Genomic DNA, 19,945 nt, shown 5'->3' with positions numbered 1-19,945 from the left:
TGCTCGCGAAAGCGGTGTGCCAGTCGAAATCAATGTGACTGACACGACGCCTTCGCGAGCAGGCTCGCTCCTACAGGGGTGATGTGTCAGTCCATGAGGCCCCAGTCGCCCGGTGATACTTCAGCGTGCAGTTTCAACCGCAAGCGCAAATTATTCAGCGAATCCGCATGCTTCAACGCTTCGTCCTCTTCAACCACGCCTTCTGCTACCAACTCGAACAACGCTCCGTCAAACGTCTGCATCCCCAACGCCGCTGATTTTTCCATCACACCCTTGAGTTCGGAAAACTGGTTAAGCCGGATCAGGTCGCCAACGGTCGGTGTCCCGAGCATCACCTCCACCGCCACCCGTCGTTGCCCATCCCGGCTGCGTACCAGGCGTTGAGACACGCAGGCCTTGAGGTTATTGCCCAGGTCATGGAGCAATTGCCGGCGGCGCTCTTCGGGGAAGAAGTTGATGATGCGGTCAAGCGCCTGGTTGGCGTTATGGGCGTGCAGCGTGGAGATCACCAGATGTCCGGTGTCGGCGAAGGCCAGGGCATGTTCCATGGTCTCGCGGTCGCGGATTTCACCGATCAGCACCACATCCGGCGCCTGACGCAGGGTGTTTTTCAACGCACTATGGAAGCTGCGGGTGTCGACGCCGACCTCACGCTGATTGATGATCGATTGTTTGTGCCGGTGGATGTATTCGATCGGGTCCTCGATGGTGACGATATGACCACGGCTGTGACGATTGCGATAATCGATCAGGGCCGCCAGCGACGTGGACTTGCCCGAGTCGGTGGCGCCGACGAAGAGCATCAGGCCTTGCTTGAGCATCACCGTTTCAAGCAATACCGACGGCAACATCAGGTCTTCGAAACGCGGTATGTCGAGCTTGACGTTGCGCACCACCATGGACACATCGTTGCGCTGCTTGAAGATATTGACCCGAAAGCGTCCAACCCCCGCCCGGGAGATCGCCAGGTTCATTTCCAGCTCCCGGTCGAACTCCCGGCGCTGTTCGGCGTCCATGATGGACGCGGCAATCGCCGCAATCTCCCCCGGCTTGAACGATTGGTCCGCCAGGGGCGTGAGAACACCGTCGAACCGCGCACTGGGTGGCGCACCGGTGGACAGATAAAGGTCGGAGCCATCCTGGCTGGCCAGGCGTTTTAACAACGCATCGATTTCCATGGCAAAAAGCACCCGCGAAGCATTCAATTGGCAGAAATGACCCGCACCGGGTCAGAACAGTGATTGCCTGGCAAGCATAGTAGACGCCGCCATACCGACTTATGTGCAGGACACCTTGATGAACGCATCACCCAACGCCAGCGATGCCCAGGCCTTGATTGCCCGACTGGACTGGACAAACACGCCGCTGGGCGAGGCCAGCACCTGGCCGCAGAGCCTGCGCACCGCCGTGGACATCGTGATCCATTCGCCGATGCCGATGCTGTTGCTCTGGGGGCCACAGCTGACGCAGATCTACAATGACGGCTTCGCCCTGCTGGCCGGCAGCAAGCATCCGAACGCTTTCGGACAGCCAACACACCAGATCTGGCCAGAACTCAGAGACTTTACCGACCCGATTTACAGCGCCGTCCTACAGGGCCAGGTGCGGACCTACAGCGAACAGCGCTTCACCCTACAGCGCGATGGCAAGGATTCCGATTTCTGGCTCGACCTGACCTACAGCCCCATCCGCGATGAAAATGCCGAAGTCGCCGGGATCCTGGTCACCGCCATCGAAACCAACGAACGCCGGCGCATTGCCCTCGAACTGGAACAACGCTCGGCCGCCAGCCTCAAGGCGCAACAGGACACCGAAGAGCGCCTGCAACTGGCCCTTTCCGCCACCGACGCGGTCGGCACCTGGGATTGGGATATCAGTGAGGACCGTTTCATTGCCGACGCGCATTTCGCGCAATTGCATGGCATCGATCCGGCCATGTCTGGCCAATTGCCAATCAGCGCGTATCTGCACGGTGTTCATCCCGAAGACCGCGCCTTGATCGCCCGCAGCATCAAGCATTGCATCACCCAAGGCAGCGAGTACGCCGAGGAATATCGCTTGTTGCAACCCGACGGTCAGCTGCGCTGGGTGTTCGCCCGCGGGCGTTGCTACAAGGACCACCATGGCCGGCCGATCCGCTTCCTTGGCGCCGCCCTGGACCTGACCGATCGCAAAAACACCGAGCAGGCCCTGCGCCAGAGTCAGACCGAGTTGCAGTTGATCATCAATGCCATGCCGATCCTGATCAGCTACGTCGACCGCGAGGAACGCTTTCGCCTGAACAATTCCGCCTATCTGGACTGGTACGGCCTGACGCCCCAGGAGCTCTACGGCAGGACGATCCGCGAAGTGTTGGGCGATGAGGCCTACGCCTTGCGCGCCGAGCACATCGCCCAGGCGCTGGCCGGCAGGCCCTGCTCTTTCAGCATCGACACGCCGCACCGTGACGGCAGTATCCGGCACGCCCTGATGAATTATTTACCGCGCCACGGCGCGGACGGCGCGGTGAACGGCTTCTATATCTTCGTGATCGACGAAACCGAGCGCAAAAAGACCGAAGAGGCCCTGCTCAATCTCAACGAAACCCTGGAAGAGCGGGTCGCCGCCCGCACCCAGCAACTGGCGGAAACCAACCAGCGCCTGCAAAACGAGATGTTCGAGCGCGAACGCGCCGAAGACGCCTTGCGCCATGCGCAGAAAATGGAAGCGGTCGGCCAGCTCACCGGTGGCATCGCCCATGACTTCAACAACATGCTCACCGGGATTATCGGCAGCCTCGACCTGATGCAACGCTACCTGGCCGACGGGCGCACCGAGGACATCGGCCGTTTCGCCGAGGCCGCCGTGTCTTCGGCGAAACGCGCCGCCGCCCTGACCCATCGCCTGCTGGCATTCTCCAGGCGTCAATCGCTGGACCGCAAGCCAATCAATGCCAACGATCTGATCCACTCCCTGGAAGACCTGTTCAGCCGCACCAAGGGCGACCACATCCAGCTCAAGCTGCAACTGGCCGAGGACGCCTGGCCGGTCAGCACTGATGTCAGCCAACTGGAAAACGCGCTGCTCAACCTGGTCATCAACGCCCGGGACGCCATGCCCGATGGTGGCGAATTGCGCATCGAAACCGCCAACGTCTATCTCGACGGCAGCGACGTCTACATTCTGGAGCCGGTCAAGGCGGGCGATTACCTGATGATCGCTGTCAGTGACAACGGCACCGGCATGACGCCGAAGATATTGGCCAAGGCGTTCGATCCTTTTTTCACCACCAAACCCATCGGTCAGGGCACGGGGCTGGGTCTGTCGATGATTTACGGGTTTGCCCAGCAGTCAGGCGGCCACGTCAGCCTGTTCAGCATGCCCGGCCAGGGCACCAGCGTGCGCCTGTACCTGCCGCGCCTGCACACCATGGAGCAGGTAGAAACCCTGTCGCCGGACATCGGCGAAGCGCCGCCGGCGATTGCCGGGGAAACCGTGGTGTTGGTGGAGGATGACCCGGCGGTGCGCATGCTGGTGCTCGACCTGCTCAAGGAACTGGGTTATCACGCCCATGAAGCGCAAGATGCGAAAACCGCCCTGCCCTTGCTCGAATCTGATTTACGGGTCGATCTGCTGGTCACCGATGTCGGTTTGCCGGGCATGAATGGCCGACAACTGGCGGAGATCGCCCGCCAGCATCGCCCGCAACTCAAAGTGCTGTTCATGACCGGCTACGCGCAAATGGCTGCCGAACGCCAGGGTTTCCTCGAGGAAGGCATGGACATGGTGGCCAAACCGTTCTCTATAGATCTGTTGGCCAACAAGATTCGCACGATGATCGGCCAACCCGAGTGAGTTAGGGCATAATCGCGCGCTATTTTTTCCGTCAGTGTCACCACCGCAGCAAGGTAATCGTTCCATGAAAGCTCAAGCCCGCCACATTCTGGTGAAAACCTCGGAAGAAGCCGAGCAGCTCAAACAACGCATCGCCAAGGGCGAAGCCTTCGACGTGCTGGCCAAAAAATATTCCACCTGCCCTTCCGGCAAGCGCGGCGGCGACCTGGGTGAAGTGCGGCCGGGGCAGATGGTCGGGGTGATCGATGCGGTGATCTTCAAAAAACCGCTGCGGGTGGTGCATGGGCCGATCAAGAGCAAGTTCGGGTATCACCTGGTGCAGGTGTTTTACCGGGATTGATCGGTTGGCCTCAGGGCCTCATCGCTGCGGTGCGACGATTCGACAAGCCAGCTCCCACAGGACCTGTGCCATGGCTACTATCTACGGCAACCTGTAATCCCTGTGGGAGCTGGCTTGCCAGCTCCCACAGAATCTGTGCCATGGCTACTATCTACGGCAACTTGTAATCCCTGTGGGAGCTGGCTTGCCAGCGGCCATATCCCATTACTTCGGAATGAGTGCCCCGGGCACCTGAATCACCCGACTCGCCAACAAATGCCCCGCCTCGGCCGCTTCCACCGGGCTCCCTCCCTTGAGCCGACTGGCCAGATACGCCGCACTGAACGAGTCCCCCGCCGCCGTGGTGTCCACCACCCGTTCCACTTTCTGCGCCGGGACTTCAAATGATTCGCCGTCACAAAAAATCAGACAGGCCTCAGCGCCGCGCTTGAGCACCACTTCAGGTGTGCCAATCTGCTCGTACGCGGCAAACACCGCCGCGCAATCGGCAAAATGGAACAGCGCCTGCTCGTCATCCACGGTCAGCAACGCCAGGTCGACATAGGGCAGCACGCTGCGATAAGCGGCCCTGGCCTCTTCGACCGAAGCCCACAGCCGTGGCCGGTAGTTGTTGTCGAAGACGATCCGCGCATCGCGTTGCCGGGCTTCGACCAGGGTTTCCAGCAATTTTTCCCGACCTTGCACGCCCAGCACCGCCAGGGTGATGCCGCTGAAATACAACACGTCGTAATCCGGCAGCGCCGCCAGGATCGGCGCGGCGGCCGGGGTGGTGAAGCAATCGCGCACCGCCGCCTCATTGCGCCAGTAGAGAAAGCGTCGTTCGCCGGCGGCGTCGGTTTGAATGCAGTACAGCCCCGGCAAGCGGCCAGGCAAACGCTGGACCATGTCCAGGCCGATATTCTCGTCGGCCCAGCTCTGGCACATGGCATCGCTGAAGCTGTCATCGCCCAGGGCGGTGACGTAATCCACCGCGCCGGCCGCGCCCAGCTCACGGGACAGGTAGACCGCGGTATTCAAGGTATCGCCGCCGAAACTCTGTTGCAGGCTGCCATCGGCGCGATGCTGCAGTTCGATCATGCATTCGCCGATCAGGGCGATGCGTGGGGCGTCAGGCCCCAGGGTGTTGATGGTGTTCATTGTGTGGAGTCTCTGGTGTTGCTTTTGTGTCTGGACCGGCCTCATCGCGGGCAAGCCTTGCCCCTACAAGAGCGACACCCATCCTGTGGGAGCAAGGCTTGCCCGCGATGGCCGCGCCGCGGTCTTGAACTTTAGAAACAGGTTTCCATGTTCTCGATGACGTTCAACTGCTCATCCACCAGACACCCTGTGCGCCATTTGTCGAACGTCAGGCACGGGTGCGAGGTGCCGAACGAAATGATGTCGCCCACACGCAATTCAATTCCCGGGGCCACCGTCATGAACGCATGCTGGTCCATCACCGCCGTCACCTTGCAGGCGCCGACATCGTCACCCTTGGCCGGCACCACGCCGGCTTTGTAGCGCAGCAACGGTACCGGCAGACCGGCGTCGTAGGCCACGTCACGCTTGCCCAGGGCAATCACCGCGAAACCCGGCTCCGGCAACGACTGCACATGGGCCCAGACTTCCAATGCCGGGCGCAGGCCTTCATGCAGATCGCTGCGACGGTCGAGCACGCAGCATTGCGCCTCTTTGTAGATGCCGTGGTCGTGGGCCACATAGCTGCCCGGACGCAGCACGCTGAGGAAACGCCCGGCGGCGTTCTGCGCCTCGAACTCTTCGGCAATCAAGTCGTACCAGGCCGAGCCGGAAGCGGTGATGATCGGTTTGGCGATGGCAAAGGCACCGCTGTCCTGCAACTGCACCGCCAGACGCACCAGTGAGCCGGCGAACGCGCGAATGCCGCTGACGGCGTGATCGCCATGGATCACCCCTTCGTAACCTTCGATGCCGGTCAGGGCCAGTGCCGGTTGTGCGGCAATGGCCTTGGCCAGGTCCAGCACTTCCTGTTCGCTGCGGCAACCGCAACGACCGCCGACCACGCCGTACTCGATCATCACGTTCAGGCGCACGCCACGGGAGGCGAAGTAAGCACCCAGATCCGCCACGTTGTCCGGGTGGTCGACCATGCAATAGAAGTCGAACGCCGGGTCGGCCAGCAGGTCGGCGATCAATGCCATGTTCGGCGTGCCGACCAGTTGGTTGGCCATCAATACCCGACGTACGCCATGGGCATACGCCGCACGGGTTTGCGTGGCGCTGGCCAGGGTGATGCCCCAGGCACCGGCGTCGAGCTGACGGCGAAACAGCGCCGGGGTCATGCTGGTCTTGCCATGGGGCGCCAGTTCCGCGCCGCTGTCGCTGACAAAGGCCTGCATCCAGCGAATGTTGTGTTCCAGCGCCTGGCGATGCAGCACCAGAGCCGGCAGGCTGACGTCACGGACCAGATTGGCGCCGGTCTGGGCAAAGCCCTTTTCCACGGCGGCAGTATTAGGGGCAGAAGACATGGTTGAACTCCTCACATTCGTGGCCGCAAGCAGCCGCTGTTATTCGTTGATGCGACGGGCCAGGCTGTTGGCGCTGTCGATCAGCACCCGGCGGTAGTCGTTGTAATGAGTCTTGGCATCGGCGCGCGGAGCGACGATGCACAGGGTGCAAATGGCCACGCCATCGGGGTCTTTGACCGGGGCGGCGAAGCAATGGGTAAAGGTGTCGGCAACGCTGTCGAAAGAGAAAAAGCCGTCGACGCCGGCCTGGCGGATTTCCTGCAGGAACTGCTCAAGCGGCAAGCGTTCGCCGTTGGGCAGGATGAAGTCGTCGTGGTCGATCAGGTCGACGATTTCCTCATCGCTCAGGTGCGCCAGCAGCAGGCGCCCGGACGCAGTCCAGGGGATGGGCGCGTTCTCGCCGATGTCCGAGGAAATGCGGAAATGCCGCTCGCCCTCCTTCATCAGCGCCACGGTGTATTTGCGCCCGTTGAGCAGGCACATCTGTGCGGTTTCGCGGGTCTGGCTGACGATCTCCTGCAAGGCATGATCGGCCTCGCGGGTCAGGTCGAAATGACGCAAATGCGCCTGGCCGAGGAAGTACAGCTGACGACCAAGATAGACGTGGCCGTCCTTGCCGACCGGCTCCAGAATCCGTCGTTCCAGCAGCGAGGCAACCAGTTCATAGACCGTGGATTTGGGGCTGCCGATGCCGCTGGCGATTTCGTTCGGACGCAGGGGCTGGCCGATTTCCTTGAGGAAGTCGAGGATATCGAACGCCCGGTCCAGACCGCGTGCCCGGCGCTTGATGGTGTCTTCGGTCATGTCAGTGGTTCCCCTTGAAAATGCCGGGAGTTTACCCGGGGTGCTGCGGTGGCTGTTAGGCCGCCTTCGCGAGCAGGCTCGCTCCCACATGGAATGCGCTCCCTGTGGGAGCGAGCCTGCTCGCGAAGAATTCACCGCTATTCTCAGGCCTTTTTCTTGTAGGCGATGCAGTCGATCTCGACCTTGCAGTCCACCATCATGTTCGCCTGCACACAGGCCCGGGCCGGTGCATGTTCAGGCTTGAAGTACTCGGAGAAGACCTTGTTGAAACTGGTGAAATCCCGCGGATCTTCCAGCCACACGCCAGCACGCACCACATCTTCCAGGCCATAACCGGCCTCTTGGAGAATCGCGATCAGGTTCTTCATGGTCTGGTGGGTCTGCTCGACGATGCCACCCACAATGATCTCGCCATCCTTCGCAGGCACCTGGCCGGAGACGTGCAGCCAGCCATCGGCTTCAACGGCGCGGGCGAAAGGACGCGGCGTGCCGCCAGCGGCGGAGCTGCCGGTGCCATAACGAGTAATGCTCATGAGTGTTTCTCCTGATTGAAAGTTGAGTGTTTAAAACCGCGTGCTTTTGAGAAATTCAGCCAGACGCGGCGACTGCGGGCGCTCGAACAGGTCCTTGGGCGGCCCCTGCTCTTCGATGCGCCCCTGATTCATGAAAACGATCTTGTCCGAAACCTCGAAGGCGAAGCGCATTTCGTGGGTCACCAGCAGCATGGTCATGCCATCGTCAGCCAGGCCCTTGATCACATTGAGCACTTCGCTGACCAGTTCCGGGTCCAGCGCCGAAGTCACTTCGTCGAACAGCATCAGGCTCGGGTTCATCGCAATGGCCCGGGCAATCGCCACGCGCTGTTGCTGACCGCCGGACAATTGGCCGGGGTAGTGATCGCGGCGCTCCAGCAAGCCGACCCGCTCCAGCCATTTTTCCGCCAGGGCCACGGCCTCGTCCTTGTGCAACTTTTTCACCTTGAGCAAGCCCAGGGTGACGTTCTGCAACGCGGTGAGGTGCGGGAACAGGTTGAACTGCTGGAACGCCATGCCGGTCATGGCGCGATGGCGGGCGATGACTTTTTCCGGATGGCGGATGCGTTTGCCGTTGACCTCGTCATAACCGATGGACTCGCCGTCGAGCAGGATCTGCCCGCCCTGGAACTCTTCGAGCATGTTCACGCAGCGCAGCAGCGTGGTCTTGCCCGAACCGCTGGAACCGATCAGCGTCACAACGTTACCGCGCTGCATGGTCAGATCGACGCCCTTGAGCACTTCGAGGTGGTCGTAACGTTTGTGCAGGCCGCGAATGTCCAGCAGGGGCTGGCCGTTCTGTGGGTTGATTTGAGTCTGAGTCATGGCAAGGCCACCCGCTTTTCAATGTGCCGGCCGAGTAATTCGATGCCGTAGTTGATGACGAAGAACAGAAAACCGGCGAACAGGTAGAACTCCAGGGTCATGAAGGTCCGGGCGATGATCTGCTGGGTGCTGAGCAGCAGCTCGGCCACGCCGATCACCGACAGCAGCGTCGAGGCCTTGACGATCTCGGTGGACGAGTTGACCCAGGTTGGCAAAATCTGCCGCATCGCCTGGGGCAGCAACACATAGCCGAGCGCCTGGAAAAACGTCAGGCCGATGGCCTTGCTCGCCTCCATCTGCCCGCGCGGCAATGCCTGCAATGCACCGCGCACGATCTCGGCGACGTGGGAGCCGCAAAACAGCGTCAGCCCCAGGGCTCCCGCCTGGAATGCGCTGATCTGCCAGCCCAGCGCCGGCGCCATATAGAAGCAGGCCAACACCAGCACAAACACCGGCGTGCCGCGAATCACATCGACGTAGAAACGAAACGGCGCGCGCATCCAGAACCTGCCGTAAGTCAGCACCAGTCCCGCGAAAACGCCCACCACTGTGCCCAGCAAAATCGACAGCGCCGATACCTGCACACTGGTCAGAAAACCTTGCCACAAGGGTTCCCGCGCCACCCACAACTCATGCAACCAACTGGGGGATTCGTACATGGGGCCTCCTATCGGCGGATCGCCAAGCGCTGTTCGAGGTAGCGCAGCATCATGGCAATGAGGTAACAGGCCGCGACATAGAGCGCCGTGGTCACCAACCAGGTTTCAATCACCCGGTAGCTCTCGACATTGATCTTGCGCGCGTAATAGGTCAGCTCCGGCACGGCAATCGCCGCTGCCAGCGAGGTGTCCTTGAACAGCGAAATGAAGTTGTTCGACAAGGCCGGCAACACATTGCGCAACATCACCGGCACCGTGATGTAGGCCTTGACCTGCCACTCGCCCAAGCCAATCGCCAGCCCGGCTTCACGCTGGCCCTTGGGAATGCTCAGCAGGCCACCGCGGAACACTTCGGTCAGGTACGCCCCGGCATACAGCGACAGGGTGATGATGAACGAGGGAATCTTGTCCAGACGAATCCCCAGGCTCGGCAACGCGAAGTAAATCAACAGAATCAACACCAGGATCGGCGTGTTACGGATCACCGTGACATACACCGATGCCAGCACCCGCAACGCGCGGTGCTTCGACAGCAAGGCGAACGCCATCAGCAGGCCGATCACGCAGCCGATGGCGATCGACACCAGCGCCAGTTCGAGGCCCAGACCGAGCCCCGCCAGCAAGGTGTCGAAATCGCGCCAGACGGCGGCAAAGTTCAACTGATAATTCATGGTCGGCAGTACCTTGAGCGGGGCGATCAACGTCGCCCCACTCTCACGGGATCATTGGAATTCGACAGGGAAACCGATCTTGGGCGTTGGCAGATCGACACCGAACCATTGCTTGAAGGACGCGGCATAAGTCGGGAACTCAACGCCGGTCATGGCTTCATGGAGGGTGGTGTTGACGAAGTTCAGCCAATCCTGATCGCCGCGCTTGACCGCGCAGGCATAGGTTTGCGGGCTCCAGGCATAGGCCGGGCTGCGGTAGCGCCCCTGGTTCTGCACCATCAGGTATTTGACCGACGACTGATCGGTGGCTGCCGCGTCGGCGCGCCCCGAGTTCACGGCCTGGTACATCAGGTCCACGCTGTCGTACTGATCGACCTTGGCCTTGGGCAATGCCTGGTGCACCAGTTCTTCGGCATACACGTTTTGCAGCACCGCCACGGTCAGGCCATCACCGGCAGCTTTCATGTCATCGATTTCCTTGTACTTGCTGTTGGCCGGCAACAGCAGGCCGACGCCTTCGCGGTAGTACGGCAGGGTAAACGCCACCTGCTGGGCACGGCTGGCGGTCACGGTGATGAACTGGCAGCTCATGTCGACCTTGTCGGTCAGCAAGTTGGGAATCCGTGCATCGGACGACTGCACCACGAACTCGACCTTGCTCGGGTCATTGAACAGCCCCTTGGCCACCATGCGCGCGATATCGATATCGAAGCCCTGCAACTTGCCATCCGCGCCCTGGAAATGCCACGGCGCATTGGTGCTGCCGGTGCCCACAATCAGTTTGCCGCGGGCCAGAACACTATCGAGCTTGCTGTCCGCCGCCTGGGCCACGCCCATGACAGCAGCTGATGCTGCGAAAACAAAAACACACGCATTGAACAAGGATGGTCGGCGATGCATGGCAAGCACTCCAGGATGATGTTTATTCCGCTATACCGGAACTTGGTATGTAACAACGGAATAGACAGCAGAAAGTGTGCCACAGGTTGTGGGAGGTGTGTTGGGGAGATTGAAAAGTGTTTTGAATCAGATGGATGCGTTAAACGTTGGAAAAACGGTTACCAAACGCACCACCGTCAATCGCTACTGTGGGCCACAACATCGGGTATTTGCACCACATTGGGCAGTAACTGCCCCCTTTGTAGGAGCGAGCCTGCTCGCGATGGTCGTCAACGATGACGCGTATCGCCAGATACCCACGTCGCTCTCTAGTCCATCGCGAGCAGGCTCGCTCCTACAAGGGACTCGGTGCAGCAAAGCCGCGCATTGGACAACCCCCCATCCGACTGCTTTATTCAATACTCAACTGATAAGCACTCTTAACAGCTGCGGCGCGTCTGGCGTGTGTTGTCCCGGGAGGGTTCATGTCCTTCAAAGTCATGATGGTGTTCGGAACACGGCCCGAAGCCATCAAGATGGCCCCCCTTGCACGGGTGCTGCGCAACTGGCCGGGTATCGAACTGAATATCTGCTCGACCGGCCAGCACCGGGAAATGCTCAAGCAGGTGCTCGACTCGTTTGAACTGACGGTCGATGAAGACCTGCAAGTGATGACCCAGGGGCAGACCCTCAACGGTCTCTCCGAACAACTGCTGGGGCACCTCGACCACGCCTACGAACGGGTACATCCGGATATCGTGCTGGTCCACGGCGACACCACCACTAGCTTCATCGCCGCCCTCGCCGCCTTCAATCGCCAGTTGCCTATCGGTCATGTCGAGGCCGGCCTGCGCACCGGCAACTTGCGCGCGCCCTGGCCGGAAGAAGCCAATCGACGCCTGACCGGCGTCATTGCCGACCTGCATTTCACCCCGACCACCAAGGGCGAAGCGAACCTGCTGGGCGAAGGCGTGCCCAAATCCCATATCGAGGTCACCGGTAACACGGTGATCGATGCGCTGCTATGGATGCGCACGCATCAGCGCGACGTTCATTGGCAGCCCGCCACGGATTCGCCGCTGGCAGTGCTGGACGACAACCGGCGCATGGTGCTGATCACCGGGCACCGCCGGGAAAACTTCGGTGGCGGCTTTCGCAACATCTGCCTGGCCCTGGCCAACCTCGCCGAACGTTACCCGGATGTGCAATTCGTCTACCCGGTGCACCTCAATCCGCAGGTACAAAAGGCCGTCTACAGCGTGCTGTCGGACAAGCCGAACATCTACCTCGTCGCGCCGCAGGATTATCAGCACTTCGTCTGGTTGATGGATCGCGCGCATTTCATCCTCACCGATTCCGGCGGCATCCAGGAGGAAGCCCCGGCCATCGGCAAACCGCTGCTGGTACTGCGCGATGTCACTGAACGGCCTTCGGCGCTCGAAGGCGGAACCGTGCTGTTGGTGGGCACCGACACCGACCGCATTGTCAAGGAAGCCAGCCTGCTGCTCGATGACGCTGCCACGTTCCAGCGCATGAGCCGCGTCCACAGTCCTTACGGCGACGGTCACGCCAGCGAACGGATTGCCAACCGTCTGTGCGCCTGGCTCAAGCAACACGCGCGGTCGGGAAACGCGGTATGAGCCTGGGTTTGGTTGATTTTTTTGCCTACCTGCTGTTCGGCCTCAAATACCTTGCAATCATCCTGGCGCTGTTGATGTTCGTGCTCGGCCTCGATGACCTGTTCATCGACCTGGTGTACTGGACCCGCAAGCTGATCCGCCGCTGGCGGATCTATGAAAAATTCAAGCGCGCCGATGAACAACGCCTGTATACCATCGGCGAAAAGCCCTTGGCGATCATGGTGCCGGCGTGGAACGAAGTCGGCGTGGTCGGCGAAATGGCGCGCCTGGCCGCCTCCACCCTCGATTACGAGAACTATCAGATTTTCGTGGGCACCTACCCCAACGACGCCGAGACCCAGGCCGATGTCGATGCGGTCTGCCAGCACTACCCCAACGTGCACAAAGTGGTCTGCGCCCGCCCCGGCCCCACCAGCAAGGCCGACTGCCTGAATAACGTGATCGACGCGATCCTGCGTTTTGAAAGCGATGCGAAGATCCAGTTCGCCGGGTTCATCCTGCACGATGCCGAAGACGTGATCTCCCCCATGGAGTTGCGCCTGTTCAACTATTTGCTGCCGGGCAAGGACCTGATCCAGATTCCGGTCTACCCCTACGCGCCGGAATGGAAAGGCTTCACCGCCGGGCACTACGTCGACGAGTTCGCCGAAAACCACGGCAAGGACGTGATCGTGCGCGAAGCCCTGACCGGCCAGGTACCCAGCGCCGGCGTCGGCACTTGCTTCAGCCGCAAGGCCATCAGCGCGCTGCTTGAGGATGGCGATGGCATTGCCTTCGATGTGCAGAGCCTGACCGAAGACTACGACATCGGTTTTCGCCTCAAGCAAAAAGGCATGAAGTGCATCTTCGCCCGCTATTCGGTGACCGACCCGACACTGGCGCTCGAACAGCCCTGGGCGTTCGGCATGAATCGCGCGTTTTCCCAGGTGATCTGTGTTCGCGAACATTTCCCCCGCGACTGGCAACACGCGATCCGGCAAAAATCCCGCTGGATCGTCGGCATCGTTTTCCAGGGCACCAAGAACCTCGGTTGGAGCCCCACAGGGTTGCTCAACTATTTTTTGTGGCGCGACCGGCGCGGCATGATCGCCTACCTGCTGAGTTTCATGGTCAACCTGCTGTTTCTGGTGTTGCTGGCGATGTGGCTGGTGACAGTGATCGCACCCAACGCCTGGCGCTATCCGTCGATTCTCGCCGACAGCCCGCTGCTCAAGACCCTGCTGTGGCTCAATGGCCTGATGCTGATCAACCGGCTGTTCCAGCGCGGCTGGTTCGTCACCCGTTTTTACGGACTGGGCGAAGGCCTGCTGTCGGCGCCCCGCATGATGTGGAGCAACTTCATCAACTTCTTCGCCAACGTACGGGCGCTGCGCCAGGTCATGGAAATGGGCGACTCCCGTCGCGTGGCCTGGGACAAAACCACCCATGAGTTCCCGGCCCTGACCAAGGCCCAGCGCACACCCTTGGGTCATCGACTGGTGGAAAAAGGCCTGCTTAGCGAAGAACAGCTGGAAGCGGCGATCACCAACCCGGTACGCCGACGCCTGGGCCATGAGCTGTTGCTGCGCGGACACATCGACACGACGCAACTGGTGCAGACCCTGGCCGAGCAACTGGACATGGAATGGGCGCCGCTCAACCCCTTTCAGCTCGACAAGCGCCTGATCGCGCAGGTGCCACGCAAGGTCGCCTCCCACTACGGCGTGCTGCCCGTGGCCGAGGAAGGCAATGCCCTGGTGCTCGCCTCCGAAGGGCCGGTCAGCCAGGTTTCACTGGGCGCCATCAGCCGCCAATTGAAGCGCCCGGTGCGCTGTCGTCTGGCCCCTCAGGGCCGGGTCACGCTGGGGATCCGCTACTGGTACGCCAGCCCCCGGCAAAATGCCGATGTCCAGCACATGCTCGAGGTGCTCGAGCGTCATCAGGACGACGAAGCCCTGCTCGAACGCGTCAGCCATCACCAGATATTGCTCGGCAATTTGCTGCAAGTGCGCGGCATGGTCCCGGCGAGCCTGTTCAATCAGGCATTGATCGACTTCGATGCCGAGCACATGTCGTTGGGCCAACACCTGATATCCCGCGGCATGATCACCCAGGCAGTGCTCGAACAGGCTTTGGTCGAACAGGCCAGCGAACAGCAAGCCGCCTACCGCATTGCCCGGGAGGTCGAATGAAGCCTCATGCCGTGCTCGTGGGGTGCCTGTTATTGAGTCTGGGCACCGCCACTTGGGTGCAAGCCGAACCCTTGACTGACTTCGAACAATTTCGCAGCTTCCCCTACATGGACCGCAGCTACCGCGAAGCGAAAAAAGGCAACTGGGCCGAAGTCGAGCGACTGATGCGCCACCTGCTGACCAAAGTGCCGAAAAACGATGAAGCGCGGGCATTGCTGGTGCAAGCGCTGGCCAAACAACGACGCTACAAGGACGCGGTGCAAGCTTTGCCGGACAACCCGCAAAACAGCGAAGCCTTGCTCAACCTGCGCCTGACCTGGATCGAGCAGGATCCGCCGGGCAGCAGCCAGGTGGAACAATGGATCGCCACCAGCAACCTCAACCAGCGCGTGCGCCTGTGGCAGGCCTATAGCCTGAGCCTGGCCAAGTTCGGCGGCGCGGGCCGGGCTCATGACTGGCTGGCGCAATTGAAGCCCAAGGGTGATGAGAGAATTCTGCACCTGGCCCTCTCCAACTGGTCTGAGCAACTGCGCGACTGGAACGGCACCATCGAACAACTCGCGCCCCTCGCCGCCAGCCATCAACTGAGCACCGAGGATTGGCAGCGGCTGGCCAATGCCTATGTGCAACGCCTCGACGAAAAACCACTGGAGCAATTACTGCAGCAGGCACCCAACCCGCAGGCCGCGCGCAAGGCTCGCCTGGCCATGGTCGATCGCGCGATAGCCATGGGTCACACCGAACAGGCCCAACGCTGGATGCAATCGCTGCCGCCGGACGATCTCGCCGATCCCGCACAACGTCAGCGCCTGTGGGAATTGGCACGACAAACCGGCGACAGCGCAACCGTGCAGCGCTTGAGCGGTGAATTGCAGCGTCCTTGCCTGGAGACCGCCGACTGGCTGTCCCGCCGCGACCCGGATGCAGCGCTCGCGCAATTGCGTGACTGCCCAGCCGACGACGACCCATTGACCTGGCTGGTCCTCGTCCAGCGCCTGCACGCCACTGAACTCTTGCAGAGCACGCGTCTGCCCGAACCTTGGGACAGCCAGCGTCAGCAACGCCTGCTGGACATCTGGCAAGAAGAAGGCCGCAGCGACAAGATCATGGCCTGGCTCGCCGGCCAGCCGCAGACCGCCGAAGTGCTCAAGCGTCGGGCCGAACTGGCGCAGGCGCAGGGTCGCACGACCGAAGCGGCGACACTCTGGGAACGGCACTACCAGCAGACCGGCAACCTTCGCTCGCTCGATCAGGCCACGTACCTGGCGCTCAATGCCGGGCAACGGGAACACGCGCAGCAATTGCTGGAAACCGCTTACGACCGTCAGGGCGGCAAACTCTCCAATGCCCTGCTGCAACGGTTGGCGACCCTCTACGCCTCGTCAACGCCAACAGCTTCACAGCAACAGCGCATGGTGGCGCTGCTCAGTCATGTCGACCCCGTCACTCGCGGTCAACTGCTCGCGCAACTGGCCGAGAACGGTCAATGCGCCGCCGTGCAACAAGCCATCGGCACACAACTGCAGGCTGCCGGCGACTACCGCGCACTGGGGCGCTGCGCCATGCCGGATCGTCCGGGCGAAGCGGTCGTCTATTACCAGCAGGCGGAAAAAGCCGGCGATCGAAGTAGCCGCGTGCCCTTGGCCTATGCCCTCGAAGCGGCCGGCGATTCGGTCGGGGCCCTGGCGATCTGGCGCAGCCTTCCCGATGCCGAACTCAGCGACAATGCCTGCCTCACCGCCAGTCGCAGCGCCCTGAACGCCGGTGATCTGTCAGCCGCCGAACGTTACTGGCAGCAAAGCCGCAGCCGTGGCGCCAACGAATGGGCGCTGGGTGCCGCGATTGCCGATGCCCAAGGCGATCATGGGCTGGCCCTGCAACGACAACGTTCCGCCCTGCAACAGTCACCGGATGCCGGGCATTTCTACGCCGCTTCGGTCACCGCGCAGAAGGCCGGCGAACCTGCGCAAAGCACGGCGTGGCTGACCGAAGCGGTCCGACGCGAGCCAGACAATCCGCGCTATCGCGCCGACTACGGTATGAGGCTGGCTGGAGCGAAAACCAAAGAGGAACGCGCCAAGGCCATTCCGTATCTGCAAAGCGCCACCCGAGACTTTCCCGAGGATTATCGCCTCGGCGAAACCCTCGCCTTGCGTTATGACGAAGTCGCCGACAGTGCAGCGGCGCGCAAGGAACTGCGCCGGGTCATCGACCTTGAGCAGCATCCGGTGGCGGCCGACGACGAGGACGGCAGCATGGAAGCCCGGCGTTACCGCCAGCGCCGCGCCCATGAAACCCTGTCTCGCCGCGACACCCGTACCGTCGCCAGCACCTGGTCACCGGCCGGGGTTTCGACCAACGACTTCCTGCGGTCCGATGACACCACCGGCTCTCGACGCCGCTCCACTTCACAAAACGTGCAACTGGCGATGTGGGACCACGCACTGGGCGAGGAACCGAGTCGCGCCGGCAGTACATTGTCGGTCTATGGTCGCGTGCTGCTCGGTGGCCAGGGTCGATCGAGCTATGCCGAATCCTTGGGTACCGGCGTGGGGTTGCGCTACAAGCCCTGGGGCACGGCGAACATCAACTTCTACGGCGAAATCTACAAACAGAGCCAGTTCGATGACCAGGACAACCACGGCCTGAGCCTGGGCCAGATGCTGGTGCCGGAAAAGCTGTCGGACCAGGTCGATGATCACCGCCAGGATGGACACACCACCACCGATTTCCTGTTGCGCAGCACCGCCTCGTTCCTTGATCAGGGCAGGTTTCGCAACGACTGGCGCGTCGATGAAAGCGACTGGGAGGAGCGCTTTCTCTATCTGGACGCCGCCTGGTGGACCAAGGCCGGCGACCATCAATGGTTGTCGCGGTTCCAGCAGGGCCATGCCTGGAAGCTGCCGTTCAACGGCGCACAAACCCTCATGCCCTACGGCTTTGTCGAATTTTCCAGCCAGGACCCGAGCAACGACTGGCGCCAGGACTTGCGCACCGGCATCGGCCTGCGCTGGCAATGGTGGTTCGACGATGACCTCTACAACGCCTACCGCGCACACCTGACGGTTCGCACCGAATATCAGCAATGGTTGGGGGGCAATCTGTATGAGGGCGGCAATGGCGTGCTGCTGGGCGTGGAGATGAATTTCTGATGAAGCGATTGCTACTGGTGGTGTGCCTGTTACTCAGCAGCGCAGGGGTCTTTGCCGATGAGCGGATTTTCTATCAACCGCTGAACGTCGACGCCAGCCTCAGCCAGACGCAATGGCTCCAGATCTGGCAGAACACCGCCAGACAGGGTACCCACACAGTGATTGTGCAGTGGACCGCCTACGGCGATTCTGACTTCGGCGGCGCCAATGGGTGGCTTGCCGACAGCCTGAGGCTGGCCCAGGCCCAAGGCCTGAAACTGGTGCTGGGGCTTTACATGGACCCAGCCTATTACCAACGCATCGACGAACTGGACAGCGCCGGGCTGGCGACTTACTGGCAGTCGCAACTGGGCCGGTCGCTGGCCCAACGGCAAAAGCTGCGCAAGGACTGGAAGCTCATGGTCACTGGCTGGTATGTGCCGATGGAGCTGGATGATCTGCACTTCCTCGCCGCTGATCGCCGACAGGCCCTGCAACGTCAACTCAAGGACTTCGCCGGCCAGCTCGATGCGCCGCTGCACGTCAGCGCCTTCAGCGCCGGCAAACTCGCGCCACGGGTCAATGGCCAGTGGCTGGCGGGATTGGCCGATCAGGGGATTCAGGTCTGGTGGCAGGATGGTGCCGGTACCGGACGTTTGCCGGCATTGGTGCGCGATGGCTACGCCGGTGCGCTGCCCTGCTCCGTCGGCATCGTTCAGGAAGCGTTTCGTCAGATCAGCGCGGCGGGCAAAGCCTTTGGCGCTGAACCGGCCAACCCGGACAAGGCGTCGATGGGTTGCCATCCCACCGCGGTGTTTTCCCTGCGCTACCGGCCCTGGGGCAAGGTGATTCTTGATAACCAACGCAAAAACAAGGTCGACGATGTACAAAACCATTGAAGATGAAGTGCTGAAAAAAGCGGCGCCTGCCGAGTTTAAAGCCGAGTTCATCCAACATGAGTTCGAACGGTTGCACGCCTTTTGCCTGCTGATTTATCTCACCAGTATCGTGATGTGGGTCGTGTTCGACCTGATCATCAGCTACCTCGGTGGCCAGGGGTTTACCTGGCTTTCAATGCTGTTTATCGGGCTCTTTGCGATCTTCACGATCATTCTGATGTTCACCCGCAAGGCCCGTCATTTCAATGTGCTCAATTTGCTGTTCGCCTTCACCATCACCCTCGGCGTTCGCCTGCTGATCGAAGGCCTTCCCGAAGATCTACAGCCTGCCTGGCTGATACTGGCAGCCACGAGCATCTTGTACAGTGCATCCATGTTGCCGCTGGGCCGCGGGTCTTTTTTCGGCACGCAGATCATTGCCTGGTTGATGCTCAATCCCTTCTTCGACAGTGATGTGGCGGTGTTCGACCTCAGGGGCATGCTGATGGTCTGCTACATGGGCTTTTTCTGTGCGCTGACCCTTTATGTTTTCCTCACCCTGCGCAAAGCCAAGCTCTATAACTTCATCATGTCCAGGCTGCTGCTGGACCAGGCGTACCTCGACACCCTCACCGAAATCCCCAACCGCCGCTCGTTCATGACCCGCGCCGACAAACAGCTGCATGCCGTTCCGCGTGAGCACGACCATTACCTGGCGATGATCGACATCGACAACTTCAAGAAGGTCAACGACGTCTACGGCCACGACATCGGCGATGAAGTGCTCAAGCGCATCGCGGCGAACATCAAGGCGGTGATGAGCCACTTCGAGTACGCGCGCCTGGGCGGCGAAGAGTTTGCGATTTACCTGGCCGGGGTGCGCCGCGAAGATGTCGAGGCCCTGGCCGGCGAACTGTGCCGGGTGGTGCGCGAGCAACCGAGCCGGCACCCGGTGACCATCAGCATCGGCCTGGCCAGGGTGCTGGAGGGCGACACCCTGAATCAGGCGCTGGTCAAGGCGGATGCGGCGTTATACGAGTCAAAACATACGGGGAAGGATCGGTATACCTTTCATCAGCAGGCTTGAGGGATTT

General features: G+C 61.2%; 16 protein-coding genes. 7 read left to right on the top strand and 9 right to left on the bottom strand.

The window, feature by feature from the left end:
* Positions 1-86 precede the first annotated feature (86 nt).
* Positions 87-1,178 carry a PilT/PilU family type 4a pilus ATPase gene (locus LAB08_RS12815; RefSeq protein ID WP_096511855.1) on the bottom strand — a complete coding sequence of 364 codons (1,092 nt, stop codon included), beginning with the start codon at positions 1,176-1,178 and terminating at the stop codon, positions 87-89.
* Between the two features lie 118 nt (positions 1,179-1,296).
* Here LAB08_RS12815 and LAB08_RS12810 point away from each other — a divergent pair, with 118 nt between their 5' ends.
* Complete coding sequence (locus LAB08_RS12810) at positions 1,297-3,834, top strand: PAS domain-containing hybrid sensor histidine kinase/response regulator (RefSeq protein ID WP_096511856.1); 2,538 nt, start codon at positions 1,297-1,299, stop codon at positions 3,832-3,834.
* 64 nt (positions 3,835-3,898) lie between these two features.
* Entirely contained in the window at positions 3,899-4,174 is a 276-nt protein-coding gene (locus LAB08_RS12805; RefSeq protein WP_007898282.1) for a peptidylprolyl isomerase, read from the top strand.
* 204 nt (positions 4,175-4,378) lie between these two features.
* Here the strand turns inward: LAB08_RS12805 and LAB08_RS12800 are convergent, their stop codons facing one another.
* From LAB08_RS12800 to LAB08_RS12765, 8 genes are all read right to left on the bottom strand, one after another.
* Positions 4,379-5,311 (bottom strand): sugar kinase, encoded by a 933-nt coding sequence (locus LAB08_RS12800; protein WP_096511857.1) that lies wholly within the window; start codon positions 5,309-5,311, stop codon positions 4,379-4,381.
* Between the two features lie 131 nt (positions 5,312-5,442).
* Positions 5,443-6,660 carry an amino acid deaminase gene (locus LAB08_RS12795; protein WP_096511858.1) on the bottom strand — a complete coding sequence of 406 codons (1,218 nt, stop codon included), beginning with the start codon at positions 6,658-6,660 and terminating at the stop codon, positions 5,443-5,445.
* 39 nt (positions 6,661-6,699) lie between these two features.
* A complete protein-coding gene (locus LAB08_RS12790) occupies positions 6,700-7,464 on the bottom strand; it encodes an IclR family transcriptional regulator (protein WP_096511859.1) in 765 nt (254 codons plus the stop codon).
* A 143-nt stretch (positions 7,465-7,607) separates the two neighbouring features.
* Positions 7,608-7,997, bottom strand: a complete 390-nt coding sequence (locus LAB08_RS12785; protein WP_096511860.1) for a RidA family protein — start codon at positions 7,995-7,997, stop codon at positions 7,608-7,610.
* 30 nt (positions 7,998-8,027) lie between these two features.
* Positions 8,028-8,822: an amino acid ABC transporter ATP-binding protein gene (locus LAB08_RS12780; RefSeq protein ID WP_096511861.1), complete on the bottom strand. Its 795-nt coding sequence runs from the start codon at positions 8,820-8,822 to the stop codon at positions 8,028-8,030.
* A complete protein-coding gene (locus LAB08_RS12775) occupies positions 8,819-9,481 on the bottom strand; it encodes an amino acid ABC transporter permease (protein ID WP_096511862.1) in 663 nt (220 codons plus the stop codon). Before LAB08_RS12775 ends, LAB08_RS12780 begins: the two co-directional genes overlap by 4 nt.
* An 8-nt stretch (positions 9,482-9,489) precedes the next feature.
* Positions 9,490-10,152, bottom strand: coding sequence for an amino acid ABC transporter permease (locus tag LAB08_RS12770; protein WP_096515420.1), 663 nt, complete (start codon positions 10,150-10,152; stop codon positions 9,490-9,492).
* Positions 10,153-10,203: 51 nt separating this feature from the next.
* Positions 10,204-11,052 carry a transporter substrate-binding protein gene (locus LAB08_RS12765; RefSeq protein ID WP_096511863.1) on the bottom strand — a complete coding sequence of 283 codons (849 nt, stop codon included), beginning with the start codon at positions 11,050-11,052 and terminating at the stop codon, positions 10,204-10,206.
* Between the two features lie 464 nt (positions 11,053-11,516).
* On the opposite strand from LAB08_RS12765, the gene wecB reads away from it, so the two are divergent.
* The 5 genes from wecB to LAB08_RS12740 are packed head-to-tail and all read left to right on the top strand — an operon-like array spanning position 11,517 to position 19,938.
* Positions 11,517-12,671, top strand: coding sequence for a non-hydrolyzing UDP-N-acetylglucosamine 2-epimerase (gene wecB, locus LAB08_RS12760; RefSeq protein WP_096511864.1), 1,155 nt, complete (start codon positions 11,517-11,519; stop codon positions 12,669-12,671).
* On the top strand, positions 12,668-14,842 hold the full coding sequence (nfrB, locus tag LAB08_RS12755) for a cyclic di-3',5'-guanylate-activated glycosyltransferase NfrB (protein ID WP_096511865.1): 2,175 nt from the start codon (positions 12,668-12,670) through the stop codon (positions 14,840-14,842). The genes wecB and nfrB overlap by 4 nt, the downstream gene beginning before the upstream one ends.
* Positions 14,839-17,994, top strand: coding sequence for an NfrA family protein (locus LAB08_RS12750; protein WP_096511866.1), 3,156 nt, complete (start codon positions 14,839-14,841; stop codon positions 17,992-17,994). The genes nfrB and LAB08_RS12750 overlap by 4 nt, the downstream gene beginning before the upstream one ends.
* Positions 17,994-18,872, top strand: a complete 879-nt coding sequence (locus LAB08_RS12745; RefSeq protein WP_096511867.1) for a DUF4434 family protein — start codon at positions 17,994-17,996, stop codon at positions 18,870-18,872. Before LAB08_RS12750 ends, LAB08_RS12745 begins: the two co-directional genes overlap by 1 nt.
* Positions 18,856-19,938: a GGDEF domain-containing protein gene (locus LAB08_RS12740; protein WP_096511868.1), complete on the top strand. Its 1,083-nt coding sequence runs from the start codon at positions 18,856-18,858 to the stop codon at positions 19,936-19,938. The genes LAB08_RS12745 and LAB08_RS12740 overlap by 17 nt, the downstream gene beginning before the upstream one ends.
* The last annotated feature ends 7 nt before the right edge of the window (positions 19,939-19,945 follow it).

It is taken from the genome of Pseudomonas izuensis (assembly GCF_002356535.2).
GTDB classification, from domain to species: Bacteria; Pseudomonadota; Gammaproteobacteria; order Pseudomonadales; family Pseudomonadaceae; genus Aquipseudomonas; species Aquipseudomonas izuensis.
Note: the sequence above shows the minus strand (reverse complement) of the source record. Positions and strands in the feature narration are given on the sequence as shown.

Excerpts from the sequence above, each read along its gene's own strand:
- LAB08_RS12815 (WP_096511855.1), bottom strand. The coding sequence starts at position 1,178 with ATGGAAATCGATGCGTTGTTAAAACGCCTGGCCAGCCAGGATGGCTCC.
- LAB08_RS12810 (WP_096511856.1), top strand. The coding sequence starts at position 1,297 with ATGAACGCATCACCCAACGCCAGCGATGCCCAGGCCTTGATTGCCCGA.
- LAB08_RS12805 (WP_007898282.1), top strand. The coding sequence starts at position 3,899 with ATGAAAGCTCAAGCCCGCCACATTCTGGTGAAAACCTCGGAAGAAGCC.
- LAB08_RS12800 (WP_096511857.1), bottom strand. The coding sequence starts at position 5,311 with ATGAACACCATCAACACCCTGGGGCCTGACGCCCCACGCATCGCCCTG.
- LAB08_RS12795 (WP_096511858.1), bottom strand. The coding sequence starts at position 6,660 with ATGTCTTCTGCCCCTAATACTGCCGCCGTGGAAAAGGGCTTTGCCCAG.
- LAB08_RS12790 (WP_096511859.1), bottom strand. The coding sequence starts at position 7,464 with ATGACCGAAGACACCATCAAGCGCCGGGCACGCGGTCTGGACCGGGCG.
- LAB08_RS12785 (WP_096511860.1), bottom strand. The coding sequence starts at position 7,997 with ATGAGCATTACTCGTTATGGCACCGGCAGCTCCGCCGCTGGCGGCACG.
- LAB08_RS12780 (WP_096511861.1), bottom strand. The coding sequence starts at position 8,822 with ATGACTCAGACTCAAATCAACCCACAGAACGGCCAGCCCCTGCTGGAC.
- LAB08_RS12775 (WP_096511862.1), bottom strand. The coding sequence starts at position 9,481 with ATGTACGAATCCCCCAGTTGGTTGCATGAGTTGTGGGTGGCGCGGGAA.
- LAB08_RS12770 (WP_096515420.1), bottom strand. The coding sequence starts at position 10,152 with ATGAATTATCAGTTGAACTTTGCCGCCGTCTGGCGCGATTTCGACACC.
- LAB08_RS12765 (WP_096511863.1), bottom strand. The coding sequence starts at position 11,052 with ATGCATCGCCGACCATCCTTGTTCAATGCGTGTGTTTTTGTTTTCGCA.
- wecB (WP_096511864.1), top strand. The coding sequence starts at position 11,517 with ATGTCCTTCAAAGTCATGATGGTGTTCGGAACACGGCCCGAAGCCATC.
- nfrB (WP_096511865.1), top strand. The coding sequence starts at position 12,668 with ATGAGCCTGGGTTTGGTTGATTTTTTTGCCTACCTGCTGTTCGGCCTC.
- LAB08_RS12750 (WP_096511866.1), top strand. The coding sequence starts at position 14,839 with ATGAAGCCTCATGCCGTGCTCGTGGGGTGCCTGTTATTGAGTCTGGGC.
- LAB08_RS12745 (WP_096511867.1), top strand. The coding sequence starts at position 17,994 with ATGAAGCGATTGCTACTGGTGGTGTGCCTGTTACTCAGCAGCGCAGGG.
- LAB08_RS12740 (WP_096511868.1), top strand. The coding sequence starts at position 18,856 with ATGTACAAAACCATTGAAGATGAAGTGCTGAAAAAAGCGGCGCCTGCC.